A 21,655-nucleotide genomic window follows, 5' to 3' on the forward strand; every position below is an offset into this window, starting at 1 on the left:
CCATGACGCTGGTGTCGGACGGGGCAAGGCCGCCCACCTCGCCGCATACCGGGGCTTTCGCCCGGTGGCCCCGTTCCGCCGTGGTGTCCGTCCCTCCTCGGGGGTGGGGACGGGCACCACGGACCTGCTCGGGACGAGACCGCCCGCTAGCGGATCGTGAAGCGGACCGCGTCCTCCAGGATCGGGACGTCCAGCCACGGCGCGGGCTGTGCCACCAGCGCGAGCAGCACGATCAGCGTGCCCATCAGCCCGTACGTGACCAGGTCGGTGAAGCGGGACCGCACCGCCAGCATCCCGACCGAGGGCACCACCCAACGCAGCACGGCGCCCGCGATCAGCGCGCCGCCCATCAGGATGGTCCCGATGCGGAACGCCTGGTCGAACGGGTCCAGGACCACGATCAGCAGGCCGAGGCCCGCCGCGCAGAGCACGGTGAGCAGCGGCCACTGCCGGGCCGGGGCGGGCGCGTCGCCGGACGCCGCCCGGCCCCCGCCCTCGGGCCGGGCCGTGTCGCGGGTGAACCGCGGGAACCGCCGCGACCGGCGGGGCCGCCCGGTGGTCGCGGCATCGTCCGGCGCCGGGTCCGGCCCGCCCGGCGCGTCCCGCCCTTCCGTCACACCGCTCTGCTCGCCGGTCCGGTCAGGCGCCTGCGCATCCTGCCCGTCGGTCCGGTCAGGCACCTGCTCGCCCCGGCCGTCAGACTCGGCCCGCCCATCGGGCACGTCCCGCCCGTCAGACTCGCCCTGCCCGTCGGTCCGGTCGGGCGCCTGCTCGCCCCGGCCGTCAGACTCGGCCCGCCCATCGGGCTCAGCGCCCTGCCCGTCGGGCTCGGCCTGTCCGTCAGGCTCGTCCGCCGCCCGGCCCGCGGGGGCGGGGTCGGCCGGGCTCGTACCAGCACCCATGGGGTTCCCTCCGGATCCGGCCGTCAGCCCGCGGCGTCGGCGTCGGCGGCCTCGGCGGCGGCGCGCTCGGCCGCCTCCACCACGTTGACCAGGAGCTGCGCCCGGGTCATCGGGCCGACGCCCCCGGGGTTCGGGGCGACCCAGGCGGCGACCTCGCGGACCCCCGGGTGCACATCGCCGACGATCTTCCCGTTCTCGTCCCGGCTGACGCCGACGTCGAGCACGGCCGCGCCCGGCTTCACGTCCTCCGGCTTGATCAGGTGCGGCACCCCGGCGGCGGCGACGATGATGTCGGCCTGCCGCAGGTGGGAGGCGAGGTCCCGGGTGCCGGTGTGGCACTGGGTCACCGTGGCGTTCTCCGACTTGCGGGTCAGCAGCAGCGGGATCGACCGGCCGATGGTGACACCGCGTCCGACGACCACGACGTGCGCCCCGTTGATCTCCACGCCGTGTGCGCGCAGCAGCTGGACGACGCCCTGGGGGGTGCACGGCAGCGGGCCGGCCTCGTTGAGGACGAGGCGGCCGAGGCTCATCGGGTGCAGCCCGTCGGCGTCCTTCGCCGGGTCCATCAGCTCCAGGACCCGGTTGGTGTCGATGCCCTTGGGCAGCGGCAGCTGGACGATGTAGCCGGTGCACTCGGGGTTGGAGTTGAGCTCCCGGACGACGTCCTCGATCTCCTCCTGTGTGGCGGTGTCGGGGAGTTCGCGCTGGATGGAGCCGATGCCGACCTGGGCGCAGTCACGGTGCTTGCCGTTGACGTACCACCGGCTGCCCGGGTCGTCCCCGACGAGCAGGGTTCCGAGGCCGGGAGTGATCCCCTGGGCCTTGAGGGCCGCCACACGGACGGTCAGATCGGATTTGATCGCGGCAGCGGTGGCCTTGCCATCGAGAATCTGGGCAGTCATGGTCCCATCCTCGCGGATGACCCCGCCCGCATACCAATTGCCGGTGCCGCCCCCGTACCGCACATTGCACTTGCACAACGTCCCGGGCCCCGGGCTGGACAAACCGGGGTCCCGCTTATAACGATGAAGGCCGCGGTTGTACGGGGGGCGGGCCGCTGATCGTTGTCCTTCCTCCGTGTGGCCATTTCGTCCCCACACGTCTGTTGAAGGAACACCCCTTATGAGCTTCGGCGACCCGAACAACCCGTACGGGCAGCAGCCCGGCCAGCCTCCCCAGGGACCGCCGCAGGGTCAGCCCGGCTACGGCTACCCCCAGCAGGCTCCGCAGGGTGTCCCGCCGCAGGGCTACGGCTACCCGCAGCAGCAGCCCGGCCAGCCCTACGGCGGCGGCTACCCGCAGCAGCCCGGCGCCGGCGGCATGCCCGAGCTGGCGCACTGGGGCCTGCGCTTCGGCGGACTGATCGTCGACGGGCTCGTCATGATGGTCCCGTACATCCTCGTCATCATCGGCGGCGCGGTCGGCGACGCGGTCGGCGCGATCCTCGCCGTCATCGGCTTCATCGGCCTCATCGCCGTGGCCATCTGGCAGCTGTACCAGGAGGGCACGACCGGCCAGACGATCGGCAAGAAGGCCGTGGGCATCCGCCTGCTGCGCGAGGCCGACGGCCGCCCGCTGGGCTTCGGCATGGCCTTCGTGCGCCGCCTGGCCCACTTCCTGGACAGCATCGCCTGCTACATCGGCTGGCTGTGGCCGCTGTGGGACGAGAAGAAGCAGACGTTCGCGGACAAGGTCTGCTCGTCCGTGGTCGTCAAGGCCAACTGACCCGCAGGCGTCACGTCGTACACGAAGGCCGCTCCGGTGCACGGAGCGGCCTTCGCGCGTGTACGGGAGCCGTGCGCGTGTACGCGCGAGCCGTGTGCACGGGAGCCGTGCGCACGGGAGCCGTGCGTGCACGGGAGCCGGTGGCGGCCCGGTCAGTCAGTCCTCGCGTACGCCGGGAATCCCGGCCGGCTCCGGGGTCGTACGCTCCATCACCACGAAGCTGCCGCCCCGGTGCTTGAGGCGGTAGCGCGCCTCGGGGTGGAGCTGCTCGGCGTAGGCCACCGGGTCCTGGATCGGGCGGGACCAGCCGAAGTCCAGGTTGACGGCGACGATGTCGGGTGCGGTGCCCGGGGCTCCGCCGATCCAGTAGACGGTGCGGTCGGACGTGAGGTGGGCCATCAGCGTGATGTCCGTCTCGACCCGCGACCCCGCCGGGATGGCGTCCAGCGCCGCCCTGGCCGCCTGGCTGCGGGCGTCGTCGGTCCGGTAGGTCTCCGGGCGCAGCAGGTCGCGCAGCGGCAGGTGCTGCGTCAGCGCGACGGCGATCGCGGCGGCGACGGGCACGGCGACCTTCGCGTACGAGGCGAGCCAGGGGCGGGGCGAGTCGCGGCCGCGGCGGACGCCGTCGGCCAGCGCGAGGAAGAGCACCGGCATGAGGATGGCGCTGTAGTGCCAGACCATGCCCCAGTGGTTGCTGTCCTGCGAGAGCAGCCGCCAGCCGAGCGTGGGGACGATCAGCAGCGTGAGCGGTGAGCGCAGCGCCATGAACGCGGTGATGCCGAGCAGGAAGACCAGCATCTCGATCTTGACGGAGGAGTCGAGGACGCCGAGGACGGAGTCCAGCATCGAGACGTCCTGCTCGCCGTCCTTGTCGATCTTCTTCCAGTAGTCGTAGGTGCCCGCGCTGCTGGCCGCCGGGATGAGGACCGTGAGCGTGACGACGAAGGCGGCGACCCCGAAGGCGGCGAGCAGCGCGCCCTGGAGGCGGCGGCCGTACACGAAGAGCAGGAAGCCGACGACCGCCACGGTGGCGCCCAGGTCCTCCTTGACCAGGACGAGGGGGAGCGACCACAGCAGGGCGGCCGTCCAGCGCCGCAGAAGCAGGGCCCGGCAGACGAGGGCCAGCAGCGGTACGGCGAAGGCGATCTCGTGGAAGTCGGCCTTCACCGCTTCCTGGATGCCCCAGGAGAGTCCGTACGCCACGGTGACGCAGAGCCCGGAGCGCCCGCCGAGGAGCTGCTGGGTGGTGCGGCCGACGATGACCGCGCCCAGCGCGAACAGCGCGGCCTGGGCGAACAGCAGGGCCTCGGCCGACGGCCAGAGCCAGTACAGCGGGGCCAGCAGCGCCACGATCGGGGAGAAGTGGTCGCCGAGGATCAGATAACCGGGGCCCTTGATGTCGACGACCGGGGCGTCGAAGCCGGCGTACGCCCGGACCTCCTGCTCGAAGATCCCCAGGTCCCAGGAGGGGGAGCCGAAGCGGGCGTACTGGAAGTACGCGTAGAGGAAGTAGAGCGCGCAGAGCACGGCTCCGGCGATGAGATACGGGCGCAGGGGCACGCGCCCGGAGGAGTCGTCCCTCCCGCCCGGGGCGTCGCCGGCCGGGCGGGCCGCCGGGGCGGCGTCGGGCCCCGGGTCCTGGGCGGGCAGACGTCCCGGCCCCGACCGGCCCGTTCCACTCTTGTTCAGCTCAAGCACGGTGACTGCCCCCGCTAGGGATTTCCACGGCCGTCCATCGGATACGTCATGGGATACGGCCGTTCATTAGAACAGAGCGGCGAGCCGATTCCGCGGGACGGACACGGGCCGAGGCCGCACCCCGTGGCGGGATACGGCCTCAGCCATGCGTGTCGGCCCGGGACGGCGCCGACGGGGGCGGTCAGTGGAAGAAGTGGCGCGTGCCCGTGAAGTACATGGTCACGCCGGCCTTCTTCGCCGCCTCGATCACCAGTTCGTCACGGACGGACCCGCCGGGCTGGGCGACGGCCCTGATGCCGGCGGCCGTGAGGATCTCCAGGCCGTCGGGGAAGGGGAAGAAGGCGTCGGAGGCGGCGTACGCCCCGCGCGCCCGCTCCTCGCCCGCCCGCTCGACGGCGAGCTTCGCGGAGTCGACGCGGTTGACCTGGCCCATGCCGACGCCGACCGAGGCGCCGTCCTTGGCGAGCAGGATGGCGTTGGACTTGACGGCGCGGCTGGCCTTCCAGGCGAAGGCCAGCTCCTTCAGCTCGCTCTCGGAGAGCGCATCGCCGGTGGCGAGCGTCCAGTTGGCCGGGTCGTCGCCCTCGGCCTGGAGACGGTCCGTGACCTGGAGCAGTGCGCCGCCGTCGATCGGCTTGACCTCGAACGCGGTGGCCGGGGCGTCGGCGGCGCGCAGCACGCGGATGTTCTTCTTGCGGGCCAGCACCTCGACGGCGCCGTCCTCGTAGGCCGGGGCGACGATCACCTCGGTGAAGATCTCGGCGACCTGCTCGGCGAGCGCGACGGTCACCGGGCGGTTGACGGCGATGACGCCGCCGAACGCGGAGAGCGGGTCGCAGGCGTGCGCCTTGCGGTGCGCCTCGGCGACGTCCTCGGCGATCGCGATGCCGCACGGGTTGGCGTGCTTGATGATCGCGACGCAGGGCTCGGCGTGGTCGTAGGCGGCGCGGCGGGCGGCGTCGGTGTCCGTGTAGTTGTTGTAGGACATCTCCTTGCCGTGCAGCTGCTCGGCCTCGGCGAGACCGCCGTCGCCCGAGGTGTAGAGCGCGGCCGACTGGTGCGGGTTCTCGCCGTAGCGCAGGACGTTCTTGCGCGTGAACGTGTCGCCGAGGAACACGGGCAGGCCCGCGTCCTCTGCGGCGTAGTCGTCCGCGAACCAGGAGGCGACGGCCACGTCGTAGGCGGCGGTGTGCCGGAACGCCTCGGCGGCGAGCCGCTTGCGGGCGGTCAGGTCGAACCCGCCCGCGGCGACGGCGGCCAGGACGTCGGCGTACCGGTCGGGGCTGGTGACGACGGCTACCGACGGGTGGTTCTTGGCGGCGGCGCGGACCATGGAGGGGCCGCCGATGTCGATCTGCTCGACACACGCGTCGTCGGAGGCGCCCGAGAGGACGGTCTCCTTGAACGGGTAGAGGTTCACCACGACGAGGTCGAAGGGCTCGACGCCGAGCTCGGCGAGCTGCTCGCGGTGGGCGTCGAGACGGAGGTCGGCGAGGATGCCGGCGTGCACCCGGGGGTGCAGCGTCTTGACACGGCCGTCCAGGCACTCGGGGAAGCCGGTGAGCTCCTCGACCTTGGTGACCGGCACTCCGGCGTCGGCGATCCTCCCGGCGGTGGAACCGGTGGAGACGAGTTCGACACCCGCCTCGTGCAGACCGCGCGCGAGGTCTTCGAGCCCCGTCTTGTCGTAGACACTGACCAGAGCGCGGCGGATGGGCTTATTCACCGACATGACCGAGATGAACCTTTCGTCCCTCAATGCGATAGCCGTCACGGGCGATCCGCCCCACGGCCTCGACGAGCAGCGAGCGCTCGACTTCCTTGATGCGTTCGTGAAGGGCGGCTTCGCCCTCCGGGGTGTCCTCCTCGGTCACCTCGACCACGCCCTGCGCGATGATCGGACCGGTGTCGACGCCTTCGTCGACGAAGTGGACGGTGCAGCCGGTGACCTTCACGCCGTACGCGAGTGCGTCACGCACTCCGTGGGCACCGGGAAAGCTGGGCAGCAGGGCGGGGTGGGTGTTGACGAACCGGCCACCGAACGCGGCCAGGAACGCCGGGCCGACGATCTTCATGAATCCGGCGGAGACGACGAGGTCCGGACGGTGCCCGGCGACGGCCGCGGCGAGCGCCTCGTCCCACTCGGCCCGGGTCGCGTGGTCCTTGACCTTGCACACGAACGTGGGGATTCCGGCCCGCTCCGCGCGCTCCAGGCCGCCGGCCCCCTCGCGGTCCGCGCCGACCGCGACGACCCGCGCTCCGAACCCCTCGGGGTCGTCGCCGACGGCGTCGAGCAGCGCCTGGAGATTCGTACCGGATCCGGAGAGCAGCACGACCAGCCGGGCAGGAGGGGCGGTGGGGGGCGGGGAGGCCACGTCGGGGCCCTTTCTCACGTGATGACCGCACGGTGACGCAGGTGCGGCGAGGTACGGCATGCTCTTTGTAGGGTCGTACGAAAGTATCGCTTCGCCCGATACGGGGAACCCTACGAAGGGGCCGACCGTCAGCAACGATACCGGCACACCCGACGGCCCCCACGGGACGGGGGCGTGAGCGGGAGGTAGCGTCAGGGACAGCGAGCCGTCCGCCGGGCGGACGAACCGTCCTACGGGCGGACATGACGAGATGGGGAAGACGTTCACCACATGCCGGACCGACGCCGTCGCACCGCCTTCACCCTCCCCCTGCCCGAGCGGTCCGCTCCGCTGATGCGGGAACGGCAGTCCCCTTCGCCGGACTCCTCCTCGCCGGGCTCCACCCCTCCGGGCTCCGGTTCGCCGGGTTCCGCCTCCCCGGATTCCCCCTCGGGGCCCTCGCCGGTCTCGGGCTCCGCCGGGAAGCCGCAGGAGGACAACCCGTTCGCCGCGCCGCCCGCGGACCGTCCGGACCAGCCGTGGCAGCCGCGCCACCCCTCCGGGTCCGACGGATCGGACACATCGGACGGACCGGGTGAGAACGGCGGGTCCGACGGGAACGGCTCGGGCTCCTCCGGGAACCGCCCGGCGTGGGGCAGTCAGTGGAGCAGCAAGCAGCCCGGCCGGGGCAACGGCGGCTTCGGCGGCCGCACCGGCACAAACGACTCCGGCGGGCCCGGCGGCAAGGGCGGACCCGAGCGCGGCGGTCCGGGCGGACCGCGCTGGGACCCCAAGGACCCCGCACAGCGGCGCGCCCGTTACGCCGTGCTCGGCGGTATGTGGGCCTTCTTCTTCGCCCTCTTCGACTTCCCGGAGATCGCCCTGCTGCTGGGCGCGCTCTCGACGTACTGGGCGATCAGCGCGCTGCGCACCCCGATGAAGACCTCCTCCGCCACGGACCGCACGGCGGCGGGCGGCGCGGGCACGGCCGTGGCCGGCACGGGAACCGGGGCGGACGGCGACTCGGCGACGTCCGCCGCTCCGCAGAGCGTCAGCCGTCGGCAGCAGACCACGGCGGCGGTCAGCGGTCTGGTGACCGGCCTGCTGGCGCTGCTCATCGTGTTGACGACCTTCACCGTGCAGCTCGTCTACCGCGACTACTACACCTGCGTGAACGACGCGCTGACCAAGACCGGAGCGGTGGCCTGCAACGACCAGCTGCCGAAGCCGCTGGAGCCGCTCTTCGGCGTCAAGGAGTAGCTCCCGGGCCGCCCGGCTCCCCCGCGGGGCGCTCAGCGGCGGAGTCGGCCGGCTCAGCGGACCCGGCGGAGTCGGCCGAGTCGGCGGTTCCGAGGGAGCCAGGGGCTGCGGGAGAGCCAGAGGCTCCGAGAGGGCCGACGGCTTCGACGGGGCGAGGAGCCTCGACGGAGCCGGCGGATTCCAGGGGGCGAGGAGCCTCGAAGGGGCCGGTGGCTTCGAGGGGGCCCGCGGGGAAGTCGGCCATCAGCCCGCCGGAGCCCCGCTTCAGGGAGGCCCAGCGGGCCTCCCTGAGGTGTTTCCCGTGCCAGGAGCCGGCCTCCTCGCGCTTCCCGCCCTTCTCCCGCCCAGCGCCCGTGCCGTCCGTGCCGTCCGTGCCGTCCGTGCCGTCCGTGCCGTCCGTGCCGTCCTCACCGTCCGCGCCGCCCGCGCCGCCCTGCCCCTGCCGACGACCCGCCTTCTCGTGCCACGGGTCGGTCGGCAGGAAGTCGTACGGCTCGAATCCCGCACTGGCCCGCCGCGCCGCCGGGCCGGACAACGCGCCGGGGGCCGCTTGAGGCGCCGCGCCGGGGCCCGGAACGGAGGCCGCGGCCGGAGCCTGCGGACCACCCGGCCCCGCGTCACCGGCCCCGCCCCCCGCACCGCCTCGCGCACGCCACGGGGCCCACCGACGGCGCGGGCGCCCGATGGCGACCGCCTGCCCCTCGGCCGCCCCCGCCGTCCCGGCCGCCCTTGCCGCCGGGGCCTCTTCCGCCTCCGGTACGTCCCTGCGCCAGGCCCAGCCCGGGGTGCGCAGCCGCCACAGCCGCAGGAGCAGGGCCGCCGGTACGCCGACGCCCGCGGTCCACGCCAGCGCCGCCGGCCCGGTCAGCCACCACACCGGGCCGAACGCGCTCAGCGCCCCGGTGCCGAGTGGCCCGCCGGCCATCGCCGTGAGCATCGCCGTCACGACACCGCACCCCACCGCGGCGAGCAGGGCCACCAGGGCTGTTTCGCGCGGGCTCCACGCCTCGGCGCGGGTGGTGTCGACGGGCGCCGCCCGGCGTACGGTGAACCAGGCGACGGCCAGCGCGGACGCCACCGGCACGGCCAGGGCGGTCCAGGTCAGCAGGGTTCCCGGCCCCTGGTCCGGCACGGCCGCCAGCAGGGGGAAGTGAGGCACCACCGGGGTCCCGTCAAGGCCCAGCGGGGTGGCGGTGGCTCCCGTACCGAGCGAGAAGCCGGGCCCGAGCCCGTACGCCGCTCCCCACAGCGCGGCGTTCGGCACGAGGGAGGCGGCCAGCAGTAGCACGGCGAAGCGCCCCGGCCAGTCGCCCGCGAGCGCCAGGAACGCCTCCTGGGCCGCCCCCGCGTTCCGGCCGAGCGCCACCGCGACGAGCACCGCGCCACCCCCGAGCAGCACCATCGCGCCTCCCGCCGCCGACCGGCAGGCCGCCCCCGCCCGATGGCGGAAGACTGACCGCGCCACGGACTCCTGAAGCGCCAGGGGCGACCAGGACGGCAGGGGCCCGAGTGGCCGCCCCGCCGCCGCCCACACCCCGGCCGCCGCCGCACCGGCCACCACCAGCGCCACCGGGAACGCCAGTGTGTCCGGGTCCGCGCGCAGCGAGCCGTCCCGCGCATAGGCCGCCGCCCCCGCCACGACCAGCAGGTATCCCGCGGTCACCCCGCAGAAGGCGCCCGCCTGCGAGGGCCTGGGCCGCCGCTCGTCCGGCTCCGCCGCACCGCGCGCCGCGCGGTGCGTCAGCCAGAGCGGACCCACCAGGAGCAGCAGCGGCACCACGCCGACGGGGGCCGGAACGCCGCTGAGGGTCTCCGGCCGCACGAGTCCGGCGCCGTGCGCGAGGAGCCAGACCCCGGCCGCCGCGCGCAGCGCCCCGCCCGGCCCGCTGTCGGGGTGCGGGGAGCTGATCCACAGCACCATGATCAGCACCGTCAGCGACCCGAGGCCGAGCCCGGCCGCGACGGCGCCCCGCACCAGGGAGGAGGCCAGGGCGAGGGTGCGCTTGCGCTCGGCCGTCGCCTTCGGGGCGCGTTGCGTCATTTGGGTCACGCGGCCCATGCTGCCAACGACACGCGCTTATTTCGCGTAACGCGCTAACAGCCGCTGTGTCGCCCAATATACGTTTATGTACTTTTTCACCCTGTGCGGTGTCGCTGGGGGTCACCCATGACCCGGGGCACGACCGACGAGGCCGCCGCGCCGCCGCTGCCCTCCCCCAAGGAGCGCCGCAGGCTGCGCGAGGCGAAATCGCTGAGCGAGGAGCAGGTGGCGGCGGCCGTCGGTGTCACGCGCGCCACCGTGCGCTCCTGGGAGACGGGGCGCACGAGCCCGCGCGGGCGCAAGCGTGCGCTGTACGCGAAGCTCATCGCCCCCGAACCGGAAACGCCCCCCGCCGAACCGCCGACGGCTTCGACGGCCCCGGAATCCGCCCCGGAGCCCCCTCCGGAAGCCGAGTCGAAAGCCAAGCAGAAGGCCGCTCCGAAGGTCGGGGCGACGGCGGCGGCGGAGGCGGTCCCGGACCCGGGGCCGGCGGCCCCGCCCGCACCTCCGCCCGCGCCGGAATGCCCGCCTTCGCCTACGGAGGCGGGTACGGACGCGAAGGCGAAGAGGAGCACGCGCCCGAGCAGGAGCACGAGTACCGGTGCGGGTGCGGGTGCGGGCACCGAGACGCGTACGGGTACGGGCACGAGCGCCGGGTCAGGTGCGGGTACGGGCACGGAAGCGGTGCAGGCACCGGGACCGGACACCGCTGCGGAGGCGGCCGACGCACGGTGCCTCTCACCCGCCGAGGCGTTCGACGCGTTGTACGCCCGCTCCGCCCCCGGACTCGTCCGGCAGACCTATCTGCTGACCGGCCGCCGGGCGCTGGCCCGCGAGTCCGTGGAGCGCGCCTTCCAGCTGGCCTGGCACCGCTGGCCCGAGGTGGCCGTCGACCGCGACCCGGCCGGCTGGGTGCGCGCCGCGGCGTACGAGCACGCGATGTCCCCCTGGCACCGGCTGCGCCGCGCGCACCGGCACCCCGACGCCCCGCCCACGGAGCCGGCCAAGCAGGCGCTGTTCGACGCGCTGCTCGACCTGCCCCCGGCCTACCGGCGCACGCTGCTCCTGTACGACGGGGTGGGGCTGGACCTTCCGGAGACCGCGGCCGAGACGGAGGCCAGCACCCCGGCCACGGCGGGCCGTCTGATGACCGCCCGCGCCGCTGTCGCCGAGCGGCTCCCCGAACTGGCCGTCGCCGGCTCGCCCGCCGCCCAGTCGGCCCTGCTGCACGAGCGGCTCGGCGGTCTCGCCCGCGCCGAGCACGTCCCCGTACCGCGTCCGGCCCGGGCCGTGCGCACCGGCAGCGAGGACAGGGCCAGGCTGTGGACCCGGGCCGCCATCGCGGGCGTCGCGCTGCTCGTCGCCGTCACGGGGCTGACCCTGCACACCGCGCCCACCCACTACGAGCCGCCGATCGCCCCTCCGGAGCGGGTCGGGGGCGTACCGCCACGCGGTGGTCCGCAGAAGCTCACCGCGCAGGACCTGAAGTTGCAGAAGTCGCTGCGCGAGCAGCTGACGCACGGCCCCGAGCGGCTGGTTCCGCAGCTCGGGTGACCCGGTCGTCCCGTACGTACGGGGCGTACGTACGGGGCATACGGGGCGTGCGTGCGTACGGGGCGTGCGTACGCGAACGGCGCGGGCCCGCACCCCTGTGCTCCCAGGGTGCGGGCCCGCGCCGTCACAGCGCGTCGGTTCCGCCGGTCAGGCGGCGAGGATCTCGCGCGCCAGCTTGGCGGTCTCGGTCGGCGTCTTGCCGACCTTGACGCCGGCGGCCTCAAGGGCCTCCTTCTTCGCCTGGGCGGTGCCCGAGGAGCCGGAGACGATGGCGCCGGCGTGGCCCATGGTCTTGCCCTCCGGGGCGGTGAAGCCCGCGACGTAGCCGACGACCGGCTTGGTGACGTTCTTCGCGATGAAGTCGGCGGCACGCTCCTCGGCGTCGCCGCCGATCTCGCCGATCATCACGATGAGGTCGGTCTCCGGGTCCGCCTCGAACGCCGCGAGGGCGTCGATGTGCGTGGTGCCGATGACCGGGTCGCCACCGATGCCGACGGCGGAGGAGAAGCCGATGTCACGGAGCTCGTACATCATCTGGTAGGTCAGCGTGCCGGACTTCGACACGAGACCGATGCGGCCGGGCTTGGTGATGTCGCCCGGGATGATGCCGGCGTTGGACTGGCCGGGGGTGATGAGACCCGGGCAGTTCGGACCGATGATCCGGGTCTTGTTGCCCTTCGCGCCGGCGTACGCCCAGAAGGCGGCCGAGTCGTGGACGGCGATGCCCTCGGTGATCACGACGGCGAGCGGGATCTCGGCGTCGATCGCCTCGACGACGGCGGCCTTCGAGAAGGCCGGCGGCACGAAGAGGACGGACACGTTCGCGCCGGTCTTCTCCATCGCCTCGGCGACGGAGCCGAAGACCGGTACCTCGGTGCCGTCGAAGTCGACGGAGGTGCCGGCCTTGCGCGGGTTCACGCCGCCGACGATGTTGGTGCCGTCGGCGAGCATGAGCTTGGTGTGCTTCATGCCCGTCGCGCCGGTCATCCCCTGGACGATGACCTTGCTGTCCTTGGTGAGGAAGATAGCCATGGTGGTCTGAGTCCCTCTTCCTTACTTCGCAGCCGCGGCGAGCTCGGCGGCCTTGTCGGCCGCGCCGTCCATGGTGTCCACGCGCTGGACCAGCGGGTGGTTGGCGTCGGAAAGGATCTTGCGACCCAGCTCCGCGTTGTTGCCGTCGAGACGCACGACGAGCGGCTTGGTGACCGCCTCGCCCTTGGTCTTGAGCAGCTCGAGCGCCTGGACGATGCCGTTGGCGACCTCGTCGCAGGCGGTGATGCCGCCGAAGACGTTGACGAACACGGACTTGACGTCCGGGTCGCCGAGGATGATCTCCAGGCCGTTCGCCATGACCTCCGCGGAGGCGCCGCCACCGATGTCGAGGAAGTTGGCGGGCTTCACGTTGCCGTGGTTCTCACCGGCGTACGCGACGACGTCCAGGGTCGACATGACCAGACCGGCACCGTTACCGATGATGCCGACCTCGCCGTCGAGCTTGACGTAGTTGAGGTTCTTGGCCTTGGCGGCAGCCTCGAGCGGGTTGGCTGCGGCCTTGTCCTCGAGCGCCTCGTGACCCGGCTGACGGAAGTCGGCGTTCTCGTCGAGAGACACCTTGCCGTCCAGCGCCAGGATGCGGCCGTCCTTGGTCTTCACCAGCGGGTTGACCTCGACGAGGAGGGCGTCCTCGGCGACGAAGGTGTCCCACAGGGTCACCATGGCCTCGGCCACGCCCTCGGCCACGTCGGCCGGGAACTTCGCCTGGGCCACGATCTCGCGGGCCTTGACGATGTCGACCCCGTCGACGGCGTTGACCGGGACCTTCGCGAGGGCCTCGGGGGTCTTCTCCGCGACCTCCTCGATGTCCATGCCGCCCTGCACCGAGGCCATGGCCAGGAAGGTGCGGTTGGTGCGGTCGAGGAGGTACGAGACGTAGTACTCCGCCTCGATCTCCGGGGACAGCTCGGCGATCATCACCTTGTGGACCGTGTGGCCCTTGATGTCCATGCCGAGAATGTCGGTCGCCCGGGCGACCGCCTCGTCCGGGTCTGCCGCCAGCTTGACGCCGCCGGCCTTGCCGCGGCCGCCGACCTTCACCTGCGCCTTGACGACAGACTTGCCGCCCAGCTTCTCGGTCGCCTCGCGGGCTGCCTCAGGCGTGTCGATGACTTCACCGGCCAGCACCGGTACACCGTGCTTGGCGAAGAGGTCCCTCGCCTGGTACTCGAACAGGTCCACGCGCGTCCGTCCCTTTTAGTGGTATCGCGGTTCGTTCTTCTGCGTGGGCGTGCCGCGAAGGGCAACGTGACTGCGCTGTCACTAGGGAGGCGTACACGGTGTCCGAGTACGCGGCATGTCCATCCGGCAGGTTATCCCCGCACTCCGTGTGGCCCTAAATCGCAGATCACACCTGAGCGGTGATAACGGTCACAGAGGGTGGCCCCTCCGGCTTCGGGCCGAGGGTCGCCTGGGAGCCGGAAGGGGCTGTTCGGCCCCGGAGGGAGCGGCACTTCGGCCCGGGAGAGAGCGGCACGACGGCCGCGCCCCGGTCGTGGTGGCGGCGCGGATGCGGCGCGGTCGCGGCGGCGGCGCGCACAAGCCGCGAGGGGACCGCAATTCCTGGTCACGGTCGGGGCTCCCTGTCCGGTATCGGCAGCGGCCTCTTCTCGATCGCCGCCGCCATGACGTCCGGGAAGAGGTCCGGCGTACAGGCGAACGCCGGTGCGCCCAGTGCCCCGAGCGCCGCCGCGTGCTCGTGGTCGTACGCGGGTGCGCCCTCGTCGGAGAGCGCGAGCAGGGTCACGAACTGCACGCCCGAGGCTTTCATCGCGGCGACCCGCTTGAGCATCTCGTCGCGTATGCCGCCTTCGTAGAGGTCGCTGATGAGGACGACGACGGTGTCCGCCGGGCGGGTGATCCTCGACTGGCAGTAGGCGAGCGCCCGGTTGATGTCCGTTCCGCCGCCGAGCTGGGTGCCGAAGAGGACGTCGACCGGGTCGTCGAGCTGGTCCGTGAGATCGACGACCGCCGTGTCGAAGACGACGAGCCGGGTCGACAGGGTGTGCATGGAGGCGAGCACTGCCCCGAAGACCGAGGCGTGGACGACGGACGCGGCCATCGAGCCCGACTGGTCGACGCACAGGACGATGTCCTTCCTGGCGGTCCGGGAGGCACGCCCGTAGCCGATGAGGCGCTCGGGAATGAGCGTTCCCCTCCCCTCAGCGGCTCCCCCGCCTCGCCCCCCAGCGGCTCCCCCGCCCCCGGCGTCTCCCGTGGCGGCCGGCCCCGGGGCCGGGAGGTAGTTCTTGAGGTTGGCCCGGATGGTGCGGTTCCAGTCGATGTCCCGGTGGCGCGGCCGGCTGATCCGGGCCGAGCGGTCCAGGGCGCCGGACAGGGTGGCCCTGGTGCGGTTCTCCAGGCGTTTCTCCAGGTCCTCGACGACCTTGCGGACGACGGCGCGTGCGGTCTCCCTCGTCGTTTCGGGCATCGCCTTGTTGAGGGAGAGCAGGGTGCCGACGAGGTGGACGTCCGCCTCGACGGCCTCCAGCATCTCCGGCTCCAGGAGCAGAGCCTCCAGCCCGAGCCGGTCGATCGCGTCGCGCTGCATGATCTGGACGACGCTGCTCGGGAAGTAGGAACGGATGTCGCCGAGCCAGCGGGCGACGGCGGGCGCCGACGCGCCGAGCCCCGCCGAACGGCGGTCGGGGCCCCGGCCGCCGGGCCGCTTCCCGGCGCCCCCGCCGTACAGCGCGTTCAACGTCTCGTCCATCGCCGCGTCCCGGCCGGTGAGGAGGGGTCCGCCGCTGTCGGCGCTGTCCGCGCCGAGCACCATCCGCCAGCGTCGCAGCCGTTCGGCATCGGGCGCGTGCGGAACGGTGGGCCGCGTGGTCCGCGATGCCTGTTCCGTCGTCCGTTCCATCGTCTCTCCGCTCGGGTCCGTGATGGCCTGGCCCGTCTCGTCCTGGTGGGGCGCGCTCCGGCCGGTCGTCATGTTCGCGGTCGTGGTCACGACCGCAGCCGTGGCCTTGGCCGTGGCGACCGTGGCTGTGGCCGTCGCGACCGCGGCCGTGGCGGCCGTGGCCGGTTCCGTCGTGTCCATGGCCGTCTTCGCATACGTGACCGTCGTCCTGGTCATGGCCGTCGTCCTCATCCGGCCGCTTCCGCGGGCTCGGGCCGGCGGCCGAGCAGGAGCCGCAGCACCGGCTCCACCGCGTCCGCCCTGGCCCCGTCGAGACCGGGTCCGAAGCCCCCGGACGCCCGGCCGCCGTCGTTCGGTCGAACGCCCTCGGCAACAGGTCCGCGCCGGACCAGCTCGCCCAGCGTGCGCCGTACGCCCGCTTCGTACGCGCCGAACGTGCGGCGCAGTAGCGGCAGCACATCGGTGAACATGTCGGCGGGGACACCGGTCAGCCAGGCGTCGACGAGGCCGAGCAGCCGCTCGTCGTGGACCAGCAGCATGCCGCCGCCGGACGCGCCGCCGACGAACCCCTCGATCCAGGCGGCGGCGTCGGCGGGCGGGGTTCCGGGCGAGAGGGCCAGGCCCATCAGCCGGGTCGCCTCGTCGTCCGCCAGCCGTCCCTCGTCCAGGAGCAGCCGGGTGGCCCGGCCCCGGATGATCCCGGCGACCGCTTCCCGGGCCGCCAGTTTGCGCAGGACGGCGTGCCAGCGTCTCCGCAGCCCTTCGGCGGACGCCGTTCCGGCGAGCAGCAGACCGATCGCGCCGTGCACGGCCTCCACCTGATCGCGCAGCGTCTCGGCCGCGTCGGCGTCGAGGCCCGTGCAGGCGGGCGGCAGGCCGACGCAGATCCGCTCGGCGAGTCCGGCGGCGACCTCCGTGAGCGCCGCCGTGTCCGTGGAGCGCACGTCCCCGTACCGCAGGGAGCGGGCCAGGGCCGGCAGGGCGTCCGCGAGGTGGCCGACGTCCACGTCCAGTGCGGCCCGGTCGGCCAGGGCCCTCATCACGGCGGGCAGCGCGCCGGGCAGTCCGGCCAGGAGGCAGCGTTCGGCGAGTGCGGTGACGTCGGCCAGTGCGGTCGCCGCCTCGGCCTCCGACTCCGCCTTCGCGGTGGCGGCGGTGAGGACGGTGGTGCCCCACACGCCCGCCTCCGCGACCCGGACGTGCAGTTCCGGTTCCCAGCTCAGCCGCCAGCTCTCCCGGAAGGTGCCGGTGCTGCCCCGTCCGGCGACCGGGTCGCCCCAGCCGACGCCGAGGAGGCGCAAGCGGTGCAGGAGACGGCTGCGGGCGGCGTCGGTCTCCTTGCGCAGATCGAGGTCCAGCTCGCGTTCCGACGCCTCCGGCTTGAGCCGGAGGGTGCGCTGGCTGCGGGTCAGGTCCCGTTGCAGCGGGACGGCCGGGGCGGTGTCCGGCACCTCGCCGAGTGCCTCGCCGACGATCAGCCGGTCGCGGACGAGGGCGAGCGAGACGTCGGACCCTTCGCACATGACGGCCCGCACCGCGTCGGTCGTCTCGGCCAGACCGGCCAGCGGCCGGCCCCGGAGAGCGGCGAGGGTCTCCGCGAGCCGGACGGCCTCGATGACATGGGCGGTGGAGACGAACCGGTCCTCCTCACGCAGCAGTCCGGCGACCTTGGTCATCCATCGCTCGACCGGCCGGTCCGCCGCGGCGAAGAGGTGCCCGTACCAGCCGGGCGAGTCGATCCCCGCCCCGTACCCGCTGTGCCGGGCGAGCCGGCGGTGGGTCCACGGCACCCAGGTCAGGTCGGTCCTGACCTTCGGTAGCCCTCTGAGCAGGGCGCGGTCGGCGGCCAGGGTGGTCCGCGCGGCGAGAGCCGGCACGTGCCACGCCCCGCAGACGACCGCGACGCCGTCCCCGAACTCCTTGCGCGCGGTACGCAACTGGATGCGCATGTACGCCTCGCGCACCGCGTCCCGGGGATGACCGCCGTCGCCGTACGCCTCACGGAGAGCGCTCATGGCCTCCGCCAGGGCCTCGAACGGCACCAGGGCGTCATCCGCCGTGCCGCCGATGTCCGCGCCGACCGAGGCCGTTCCCCCGCCGGTCGGTCCCCCGCCGGCGCCGGTCGGTCCCCGGCTGGCTGATGCCACGGCAGTCGTACCGCCGCCGGCCGCTTCCACGGCAGCCGTTCCTTCGGTGGGCGTTCGTCCGGCAGTCGTACCGCCGCCGGGCGTGCCCCTGGTGGGTGAGCGGTGCTCGACGACGTCCTCCCACCAGCGTTCGGGATCGTCGTATCCGGCGGTTTCGGCCAGCAGCCGGATCGGGTCGACGACCGGCGCGATCCCTTCCACGGCCCCGCCCCCCGGTGTCCCCTCCCCCGGCGCCCCGTCGCTCCGGGTGCCCGGCGCGGGTTCCCTGAGCGCGAGGGAGTGGGCGGCGGGCAGGTCGATGAAGCGGACCGGGACGCCGTGGTCGAGCGCCCAGCGGATGGCCACCCACTCGGGGGAGAACGCGGCCATCGGCCAGAAGGAGGACCGTCCCGGGTCGTCCACGGCGTGCGCGAGCAGGGCGACGGGGGGACGCATACGCGGGTCGGCGGCGAGCGGCAGCAGCGCGTCGCCCTCGGGCGGTCCCTCGATGAGGAGGGCGGCCGGGCGGGCCGCCGCGAGCGCGGCGAGGACCGCGCGGGCCGACCCGGGGCCGTGGTGCCGCACCCCCAGGAGCCAGGGGCCGGCCGGGCCCGTCATGCGGATACCTCGCGGCAGGCGCGGTAGAAGTCCTTCCAGCCGTCCCGCTCGCGGACCACGGTCTCCAGGTACTCCTGCCAGACCACCCGGTCCGCCGCCGCGTCGCGGACGACCGCGCCGAGGATGCCGGCCGCGACGTCGCCGGGGCGCAGGATGCCGTCGCCGAAGTGGGCGGCCAGGGCGAGGCCGTTCGTGACGACGGAGATCGCCTCGGCGGTGGAGAGCGTGCCGGAGGGGGACTTGAGCTTGGTGCGCCCGTCGGTGGTCACCCCGTCGCGCAGTTCGCGGAAGACCGTCACCACGCGCCGGATCTCGGCCAGGCCCTCCGGTGCCGCCGGCAGGTCGAGCGAGCGGCCGATCTGGTCGACGCGCCGGGAGACGATCTCGACCTCGGCTTCCGGGGTCGCGGGCAGGGGCAGCACGACGGTGTTGAACCGGCGGCGCAGTGCGCTGGACAGCTCGTTGACGCCGCGGTCCCGGTCGTTGGCCGTGGCGATGAGGTTGAACCCCCGGACGGCCTGGACCTCCTGTCCCAGCTCCGGGACGGGGAGCGTCTTCTCGGACAGGATCGTGATGAGCGAGTCCTGCACGTCGGCGGGGATGCGGGTCAGCTCCTCGACCCGGGCCGTCATGCCCTCGGACATGGCCCGCATCAGCGGACTGGGCACGAGGGCGTCGCGGCTGGGGCCGTGGGCCAGCAGCCGGGCGTAGTTCCATCCGTAACGGACGGCTTCCTCCGGGGTCCCCGCGGTGCCCTGCACGAGCAGGGTCGAGTCACCGCTGACGGCGGCGGCGAGGTGCTCGGAGACCCAGGTCTTGGCCGTGCCGGGGACGCCCAGCAAAAGCAGCGCCCGGTCGGTGGCGAGTGTGGTCACGGCCACCTCCACCAGGCGGCGCGGCCCCACGTACTTGGGCGTGATCACCGTCCCGTCCGGCAGGGTCCCGCCCTGCAGATAGGTGGCGACGGCCCAGGGCGACAGCCGCCAACGCGCGGGCCTCGGGCGGTCGTCGGCGGCGGCGAGCGCCTTCAGTTCGTCGGCGAACGCGTCCTCGGCGTGCGGGCGCAGCGGCTCGGCGCCCGCCTCCGGCCCGACGGCCGCGGTGGTTTCGGACACGGTCATGGATCCCCCTCCAGATCGATCGACCTGATGTGGTTCCACCGTGCACCATGCCACTGACAACGGGCCCTGACCGCAGGTCAGGGCCCGTTTTCCGGTGAGCGCGCCGAACAGCCGGGCCGGGCATCCGGACCGCGGAGACCGGCCGGGCCCGCCGGACCCGCCGGGCCCGCCGAAACAGCAGCACCGGCAGAACCGGCAGGCCGATCGGGACCGGCAGGACCGGCAGGCCGATCGAGGGCCGGCCGAATCAGCCGACGATCGGCGACACGGCGACGCAGCCGCCCGCCGTGAGCATGCCCTCGCCCTTCGCCTCCTTGATGATCTTGCCCTTGTAGGTGATGGTGCAGGCGACGTCGGCGCCGCCCGCGTCCACGGCCACCGGCATGACGGCAGGCGGCATGATGCCGCGCAGTTCGACGGTCTTCTTCCACGGCAGGGCCGGCGAGGTGACGGTCTCCAGCTCCGGTTCCATGGCGTCGCCGGCGCCCCCGTGGTAGGTGATCTCGTCGACGCTCTTGCCGGTGACCTCGTAGGTCACCTCGTACTTCTCGTCCACGGCCGTGTCGACCGCCTTGCCGACCGCCTCGTCGACCGTCTCGGCCGAGCAGGCGCCGAGCCCGAGTACGAGGCCGGCGATCGCAAGGGCGTGGGCGGCGGTGCGCACGGGGCGGATGGTTCTGGACGTGCGTGTGGTGCGGATGGTGCGGTTCATTCCGGGATCCCCCCTGGATCGGCCCGGGCACGGATCCGTTCCGTGCGCGGAGATCGCAGAGAAGCGCAGCGGACCGGCGAAGTCAAATCCCTCGCGGGGCAATTGCTTCGCAGGTCGGAGGCGTCTGTCAGTGGCGCCCCCTACCGTCGGGGACATGCTGCTATCTCACGGGGGAGAACCCTCGCCCACCGGCGGACCGGTGGCGCGCTGGTCGGTGGAGCAGGTGTTGGCACTGGCTCCTGACGAAGCCTCACGCGAGGCGGGTGGGCGACTCGGCGCGGCCGGCCCGTGGACCGGCGCGGGCTGTGACGCCGCGGGCGCGTTGTGGGGCTTGTGCGAGGGCGGCGGGGGCACGCCGTACCGGACGGTGGTCGACACCGCCGGCCCGGCCTTCTCGTGCAGTTGCCCGAGCCGGAAGTCCCCGTGCGAGCACGCGCTCGGACTGTTGCTGTTCCGGGTGTCCGACGATGCCGCGTTCCGGCCGGGAGAGCCGGCCGACTGGGCCGCAGCGTGGATCGAGGCCCGGCGTGGGCGCGTGGCGGAGGCGCGGGCGACGGGCGGCGGTCTCGCAGGAGAGCCTGCGGGCGCCGCCGCCAGGAAGCGGGCGGAGCGCCGCGCGGAGCGTGTCACGGGCGGGGCTCAGGAGCTGGAACAGCGTCTTGCCGACCTGCTGCGCGGGGGCCTCGCCGCGACCGACCGCTCGGGATACGGCCTGTGGGAGGAGACTGCGGCCCGCATGGTCGACGCCCAGGCCCCCGGGCTGGCGGCCCGGGTGAGGGAGCTGGGCGCGATCACCGGCTCCGCCGCGGACCGGCCGGTCCGCCTGCTGGAGGAGTGCGGCCTGCTCCATCTGCTGAACACGGCCTGGCTCGGCCGGGAGCGGCTGCCCGAGCCACTGGCCGCGACCGTGCGCACGAGAGTGGGGCTGCCGTCCTCCGCCGAAGGCGTCCCGGTCCGTGACCACTGGCTGGTCCTCGCCCAGTACGACACTCCGGACGGCAGGATCGTCACCCGGCGGATCTGGCTGTACGGGCGCGAGTCGGGCCGTACCGCTCTGCTGCTCTCGTTCGGCGCGGCGGGCCGGTCGCCTGCGCAGGCGCTGCCGGTGGGCACGACGATCGACGCGGAGCTGACGCCCTATCCGGGCGGCGGGCAGCTCCGTGCCGAACTGGGCGAGCGGTTCGGAGGCGTGCCTCCGGCCGGTCCCCCGCCGGGGATCACCGCAGCGGCCGCACCGGCCGTCTACGGAGACGCCCTGCGAAAGGACCCGTGGCTGGACGCCTGCCCGGTCACCCTGGGCGGCGTCATACCCGTGCCGGCCGAGGACGGTTGGCAGGTGGCCGACGCGTGTGCGGACGCCGCGCTGCCGATCGCCCCGGCCGCCCTGTCCCGGCCCGGCCTGTGGAAGCTCGGCGCCCTCTCCGGGGGCGGCCCGGTCACGGTGTTCGGCGAATTCGGCCATCGCGGCTTCGACCCGTTCGCGGCCTGGGACCCGGACGGTACGGAGGAGGACGGGGGCACCGGCGGCGGGGCGGTCGTCCAGCTGATCTGACCCGGGCGCTCGACCCGGGCGCTCGACCCGTGCGCACCGGCCCGTGCGCTCGGCCCGTGCGCCCCGGCCCTCC

General features: G+C 73.6%; 16 protein-coding genes. 4 read left to right on the plus strand and 12 right to left on the minus strand.

Going from position 1 to position 21,655, the window contains the following annotated elements; all coding sequences use genetic code 11:
• Positions 1 to 146: 146 nt before the first annotated feature.
• Together ACIQMU_RS04280 and ACIQMU_RS04285 are read right to left on the minus strand one after the other, a co-directional pair.
• Entirely contained in the window at positions 147 to 902 is a 756-nt protein-coding gene (locus tag ACIQMU_RS04280; RefSeq protein ID WP_402688174.1) for a DUF3017 domain-containing protein, read from the minus strand.
• 23 nt (positions 903 to 925) lie between these two features.
• The gene (locus ACIQMU_RS04285; RefSeq protein ID WP_352240323.1) at positions 926 to 1,807 is read right to left on the minus strand and encodes a bifunctional methylenetetrahydrofolate dehydrogenase/methenyltetrahydrofolate cyclohydrolase; all 882 of its coding nucleotides are present in this window, start codon (positions 1,805 to 1,807) and stop codon (positions 926 to 928) included.
• A gap of 220 nt (positions 1,808 to 2,027) precedes the next feature.
• Here ACIQMU_RS04285 and ACIQMU_RS04290 point away from each other — a divergent pair, with 220 nt between their 5' ends.
• The gene (locus ACIQMU_RS04290) at positions 2,028 to 2,630 is read left to right on the plus strand and encodes an RDD family protein (RefSeq protein WP_402688175.1); all 603 of its coding nucleotides are present in this window, start codon (positions 2,028 to 2,030) and stop codon (positions 2,628 to 2,630) included.
• 156 nt (positions 2,631 to 2,786) lie between these two features.
• On the opposite strand, the gene ACIQMU_RS04295 is transcribed toward ACIQMU_RS04290, so the two are convergent.
• The 3 genes from ACIQMU_RS04295 to purN form a co-directional block, all read right to left on the minus strand.
• The gene (locus ACIQMU_RS04295) at positions 2,787 to 4,328 is read right to left on the minus strand and encodes a DUF2079 domain-containing protein (protein WP_352240321.1); all 1,542 of its coding nucleotides are present in this window, start codon (positions 4,326 to 4,328) and stop codon (positions 2,787 to 2,789) included.
• 181 nt (positions 4,329 to 4,509) lie between these two features.
• Complete coding sequence (gene purH, locus ACIQMU_RS04300) at positions 4,510 to 6,060, minus strand: bifunctional phosphoribosylaminoimidazolecarboxamide formyltransferase/IMP cyclohydrolase (RefSeq protein WP_352240320.1); 1,551 nt, start codon at positions 6,058 to 6,060, stop codon at positions 4,510 to 4,512.
• Positions 6,047 to 6,703 (minus strand): phosphoribosylglycinamide formyltransferase, encoded by a 657-nt coding sequence (purN, locus tag ACIQMU_RS04305; RefSeq protein WP_402688248.1) that lies wholly within the window; start codon positions 6,701 to 6,703, stop codon positions 6,047 to 6,049. The genes purH and purN overlap by 14 nt, the downstream gene beginning before the upstream one ends.
• A 270-nt stretch (positions 6,704 to 6,973) precedes the next feature.
• On the opposite strand from purN, the gene ACIQMU_RS04310 reads away from it, so the two are divergent.
• Positions 6,974 to 7,942, plus strand: a complete 969-nt coding sequence (locus ACIQMU_RS04310; protein ID WP_352240317.1) for a hypothetical protein — start codon at positions 6,974 to 6,976, stop codon at positions 7,940 to 7,942.
• On the opposite strand, the gene ACIQMU_RS04315 is transcribed toward ACIQMU_RS04310, so the two are convergent.
• Positions 7,932 to 9,983, minus strand: coding sequence for a DUF6350 family protein (locus ACIQMU_RS04315; protein ID WP_402688249.1), 2,052 nt, complete (start codon positions 9,981 to 9,983; stop codon positions 7,932 to 7,934). The two genes, ACIQMU_RS04310 and ACIQMU_RS04315, sit on opposite strands and share 11 nt — an antisense overlap.
• A gap of 126 nt (positions 9,984 to 10,109) precedes the next feature.
• Here ACIQMU_RS04315 and ACIQMU_RS04320 point away from each other — a divergent pair, with 126 nt between their 5' ends.
• Entirely contained in the window at positions 10,110 to 11,537 is a 1,428-nt protein-coding gene (locus tag ACIQMU_RS04320) for a helix-turn-helix domain-containing protein (RefSeq protein ID WP_402688176.1), read from the plus strand.
• Positions 11,538 to 11,684: 147 nt separating this feature from the next.
• On the opposite strand, the gene sucD is transcribed toward ACIQMU_RS04320, so the two are convergent.
• The 6 genes from sucD to ACIQMU_RS04350 all read right to left on the minus strand — a co-directional run bounded on the left by sucD (position 11,685) and on the right by ACIQMU_RS04350 (position 20,030).
• Positions 11,685 to 12,569 carry a succinate--CoA ligase subunit alpha gene (gene sucD / locus ACIQMU_RS04325; protein WP_352240315.1) on the minus strand — a complete coding sequence of 295 codons (885 nt, stop codon included), beginning with the start codon at positions 12,567 to 12,569 and terminating at the stop codon, positions 11,685 to 11,687.
• Positions 12,570 to 12,590: 21 nt separating this feature from the next.
• On the minus strand, positions 12,591 to 13,772 hold the full coding sequence (gene sucC / locus ACIQMU_RS04330; RefSeq protein WP_352240314.1) for an ADP-forming succinate--CoA ligase subunit beta: 1,182 nt from the start codon (positions 13,770 to 13,772) through the stop codon (positions 12,591 to 12,593).
• 385 nt (positions 13,773 to 14,157) lie between these two features.
• Positions 14,158 to 15,453, minus strand: a complete 1,296-nt coding sequence (locus tag ACIQMU_RS04335; protein WP_352240513.1) for a VWA domain-containing protein — start codon at positions 15,451 to 15,453, stop codon at positions 14,158 to 14,160.
• Positions 15,454 to 15,680: 227 nt separating this feature from the next.
• A complete protein-coding gene (locus ACIQMU_RS04340; RefSeq protein ID WP_402688177.1) occupies positions 15,681 to 18,197 on the minus strand; it encodes a DUF5682 family protein in 2,517 nt (838 codons plus the stop codon).
• Positions 18,194 to 19,318 carry an AAA family ATPase gene (locus ACIQMU_RS04345; protein WP_356733415.1) on the minus strand — a complete coding sequence of 375 codons (1,125 nt, stop codon included), beginning with the start codon at positions 19,316 to 19,318 and terminating at the stop codon, positions 18,194 to 18,196. Before ACIQMU_RS04345 ends, ACIQMU_RS04340 begins: the two co-directional genes overlap by 4 nt.
• Positions 19,319 to 19,565: 247 nt before the next feature.
• Entirely contained in the window at positions 19,566 to 20,030 is a 465-nt protein-coding gene (locus tag ACIQMU_RS04350; RefSeq protein ID WP_352240311.1) for an MmpS family transport accessory protein, read from the minus strand.
• Between the two features lie 154 nt (positions 20,031 to 20,184).
• Here ACIQMU_RS04350 and ACIQMU_RS04355 point away from each other — a divergent pair, with 154 nt between their 5' ends.
• Complete coding sequence (locus ACIQMU_RS04355; protein ID WP_402688178.1) at positions 20,185 to 21,582, plus strand: SWIM zinc finger family protein; 1,398 nt, start codon at positions 20,185 to 20,187, stop codon at positions 21,580 to 21,582.
• Positions 21,583 to 21,655: the final 73 nt, after the last annotated feature.

The organism is Streptomyces sp. NPDC091649 (assembly GCF_044756785.1).
Classification (GTDB): Bacteria; Actinomycetota; Actinomycetes; order Streptomycetales; family Streptomycetaceae; genus Streptomyces.

What these genes read in the sequence shown, in the direction of transcription:
- ACIQMU_RS04280 (WP_402688174.1), bottom strand. Translation starts at nt 902, where the DNA reads ATGGGTGCTGGTACGAGCCCGGCCGACCCCGCCCCCGCGGGCCGGGCG.
- ACIQMU_RS04285 (WP_352240323.1), bottom strand. Translation starts at nt 1,807, where the DNA reads ATGACTGCCCAGATTCTCGATGGCAAGGCCACCGCTGCCGCGATCAAA.
- ACIQMU_RS04290 (WP_402688175.1), top strand. Translation starts at nt 2,028, where the DNA reads ATGAGCTTCGGCGACCCGAACAACCCGTACGGGCAGCAGCCCGGCCAG.
- purH (WP_352240320.1), bottom strand. Translation starts at nt 6,060, where the DNA reads ATGTCGGTGAATAAGCCCATCCGCCGCGCTCTGGTCAGTGTCTACGAC.
- ACIQMU_RS04310 (WP_352240317.1), top strand. Translation starts at nt 6,974, where the DNA reads ATGCCGGACCGACGCCGTCGCACCGCCTTCACCCTCCCCCTGCCCGAG.
- ACIQMU_RS04315 (WP_402688249.1), bottom strand. Translation starts at nt 9,983, where the DNA reads ATGACGCAACGCGCCCCGAAGGCGACGGCCGAGCGCAAGCGCACCCTC.
- ACIQMU_RS04320 (WP_402688176.1), top strand. Translation starts at nt 10,110, where the DNA reads ATGACCCGGGGCACGACCGACGAGGCCGCCGCGCCGCCGCTGCCCTCC.
- sucD (WP_352240315.1), bottom strand. Translation starts at nt 12,569, where the DNA reads ATGGCTATCTTCCTCACCAAGGACAGCAAGGTCATCGTCCAGGGGATG.
- ACIQMU_RS04335 (WP_352240513.1), bottom strand. Translation starts at nt 15,453, where the DNA reads ATGGAACGGACGACGGAACAGGCATCGCGGACCACGCGGCCCACCGTT.
- ACIQMU_RS04340 (WP_402688177.1), bottom strand. Translation starts at nt 18,197, where the DNA reads ATGACGGGCCCGGCCGGCCCCTGGCTCCTGGGGGTGCGGCACCACGGC.
- ACIQMU_RS04345 (WP_356733415.1), bottom strand. Translation starts at nt 19,318, where the DNA reads ATGACCGTGTCCGAAACCACCGCGGCCGTCGGGCCGGAGGCGGGCGCC.
- ACIQMU_RS04350 (WP_352240311.1), bottom strand. Translation starts at nt 20,030, where the DNA reads ATGAACCGCACCATCCGCACCACACGCACGTCCAGAACCATCCGCCCC.
- ACIQMU_RS04355 (WP_402688178.1), top strand. Translation starts at nt 20,185, where the DNA reads ATGCTGCTATCTCACGGGGGAGAACCCTCGCCCACCGGCGGACCGGTG.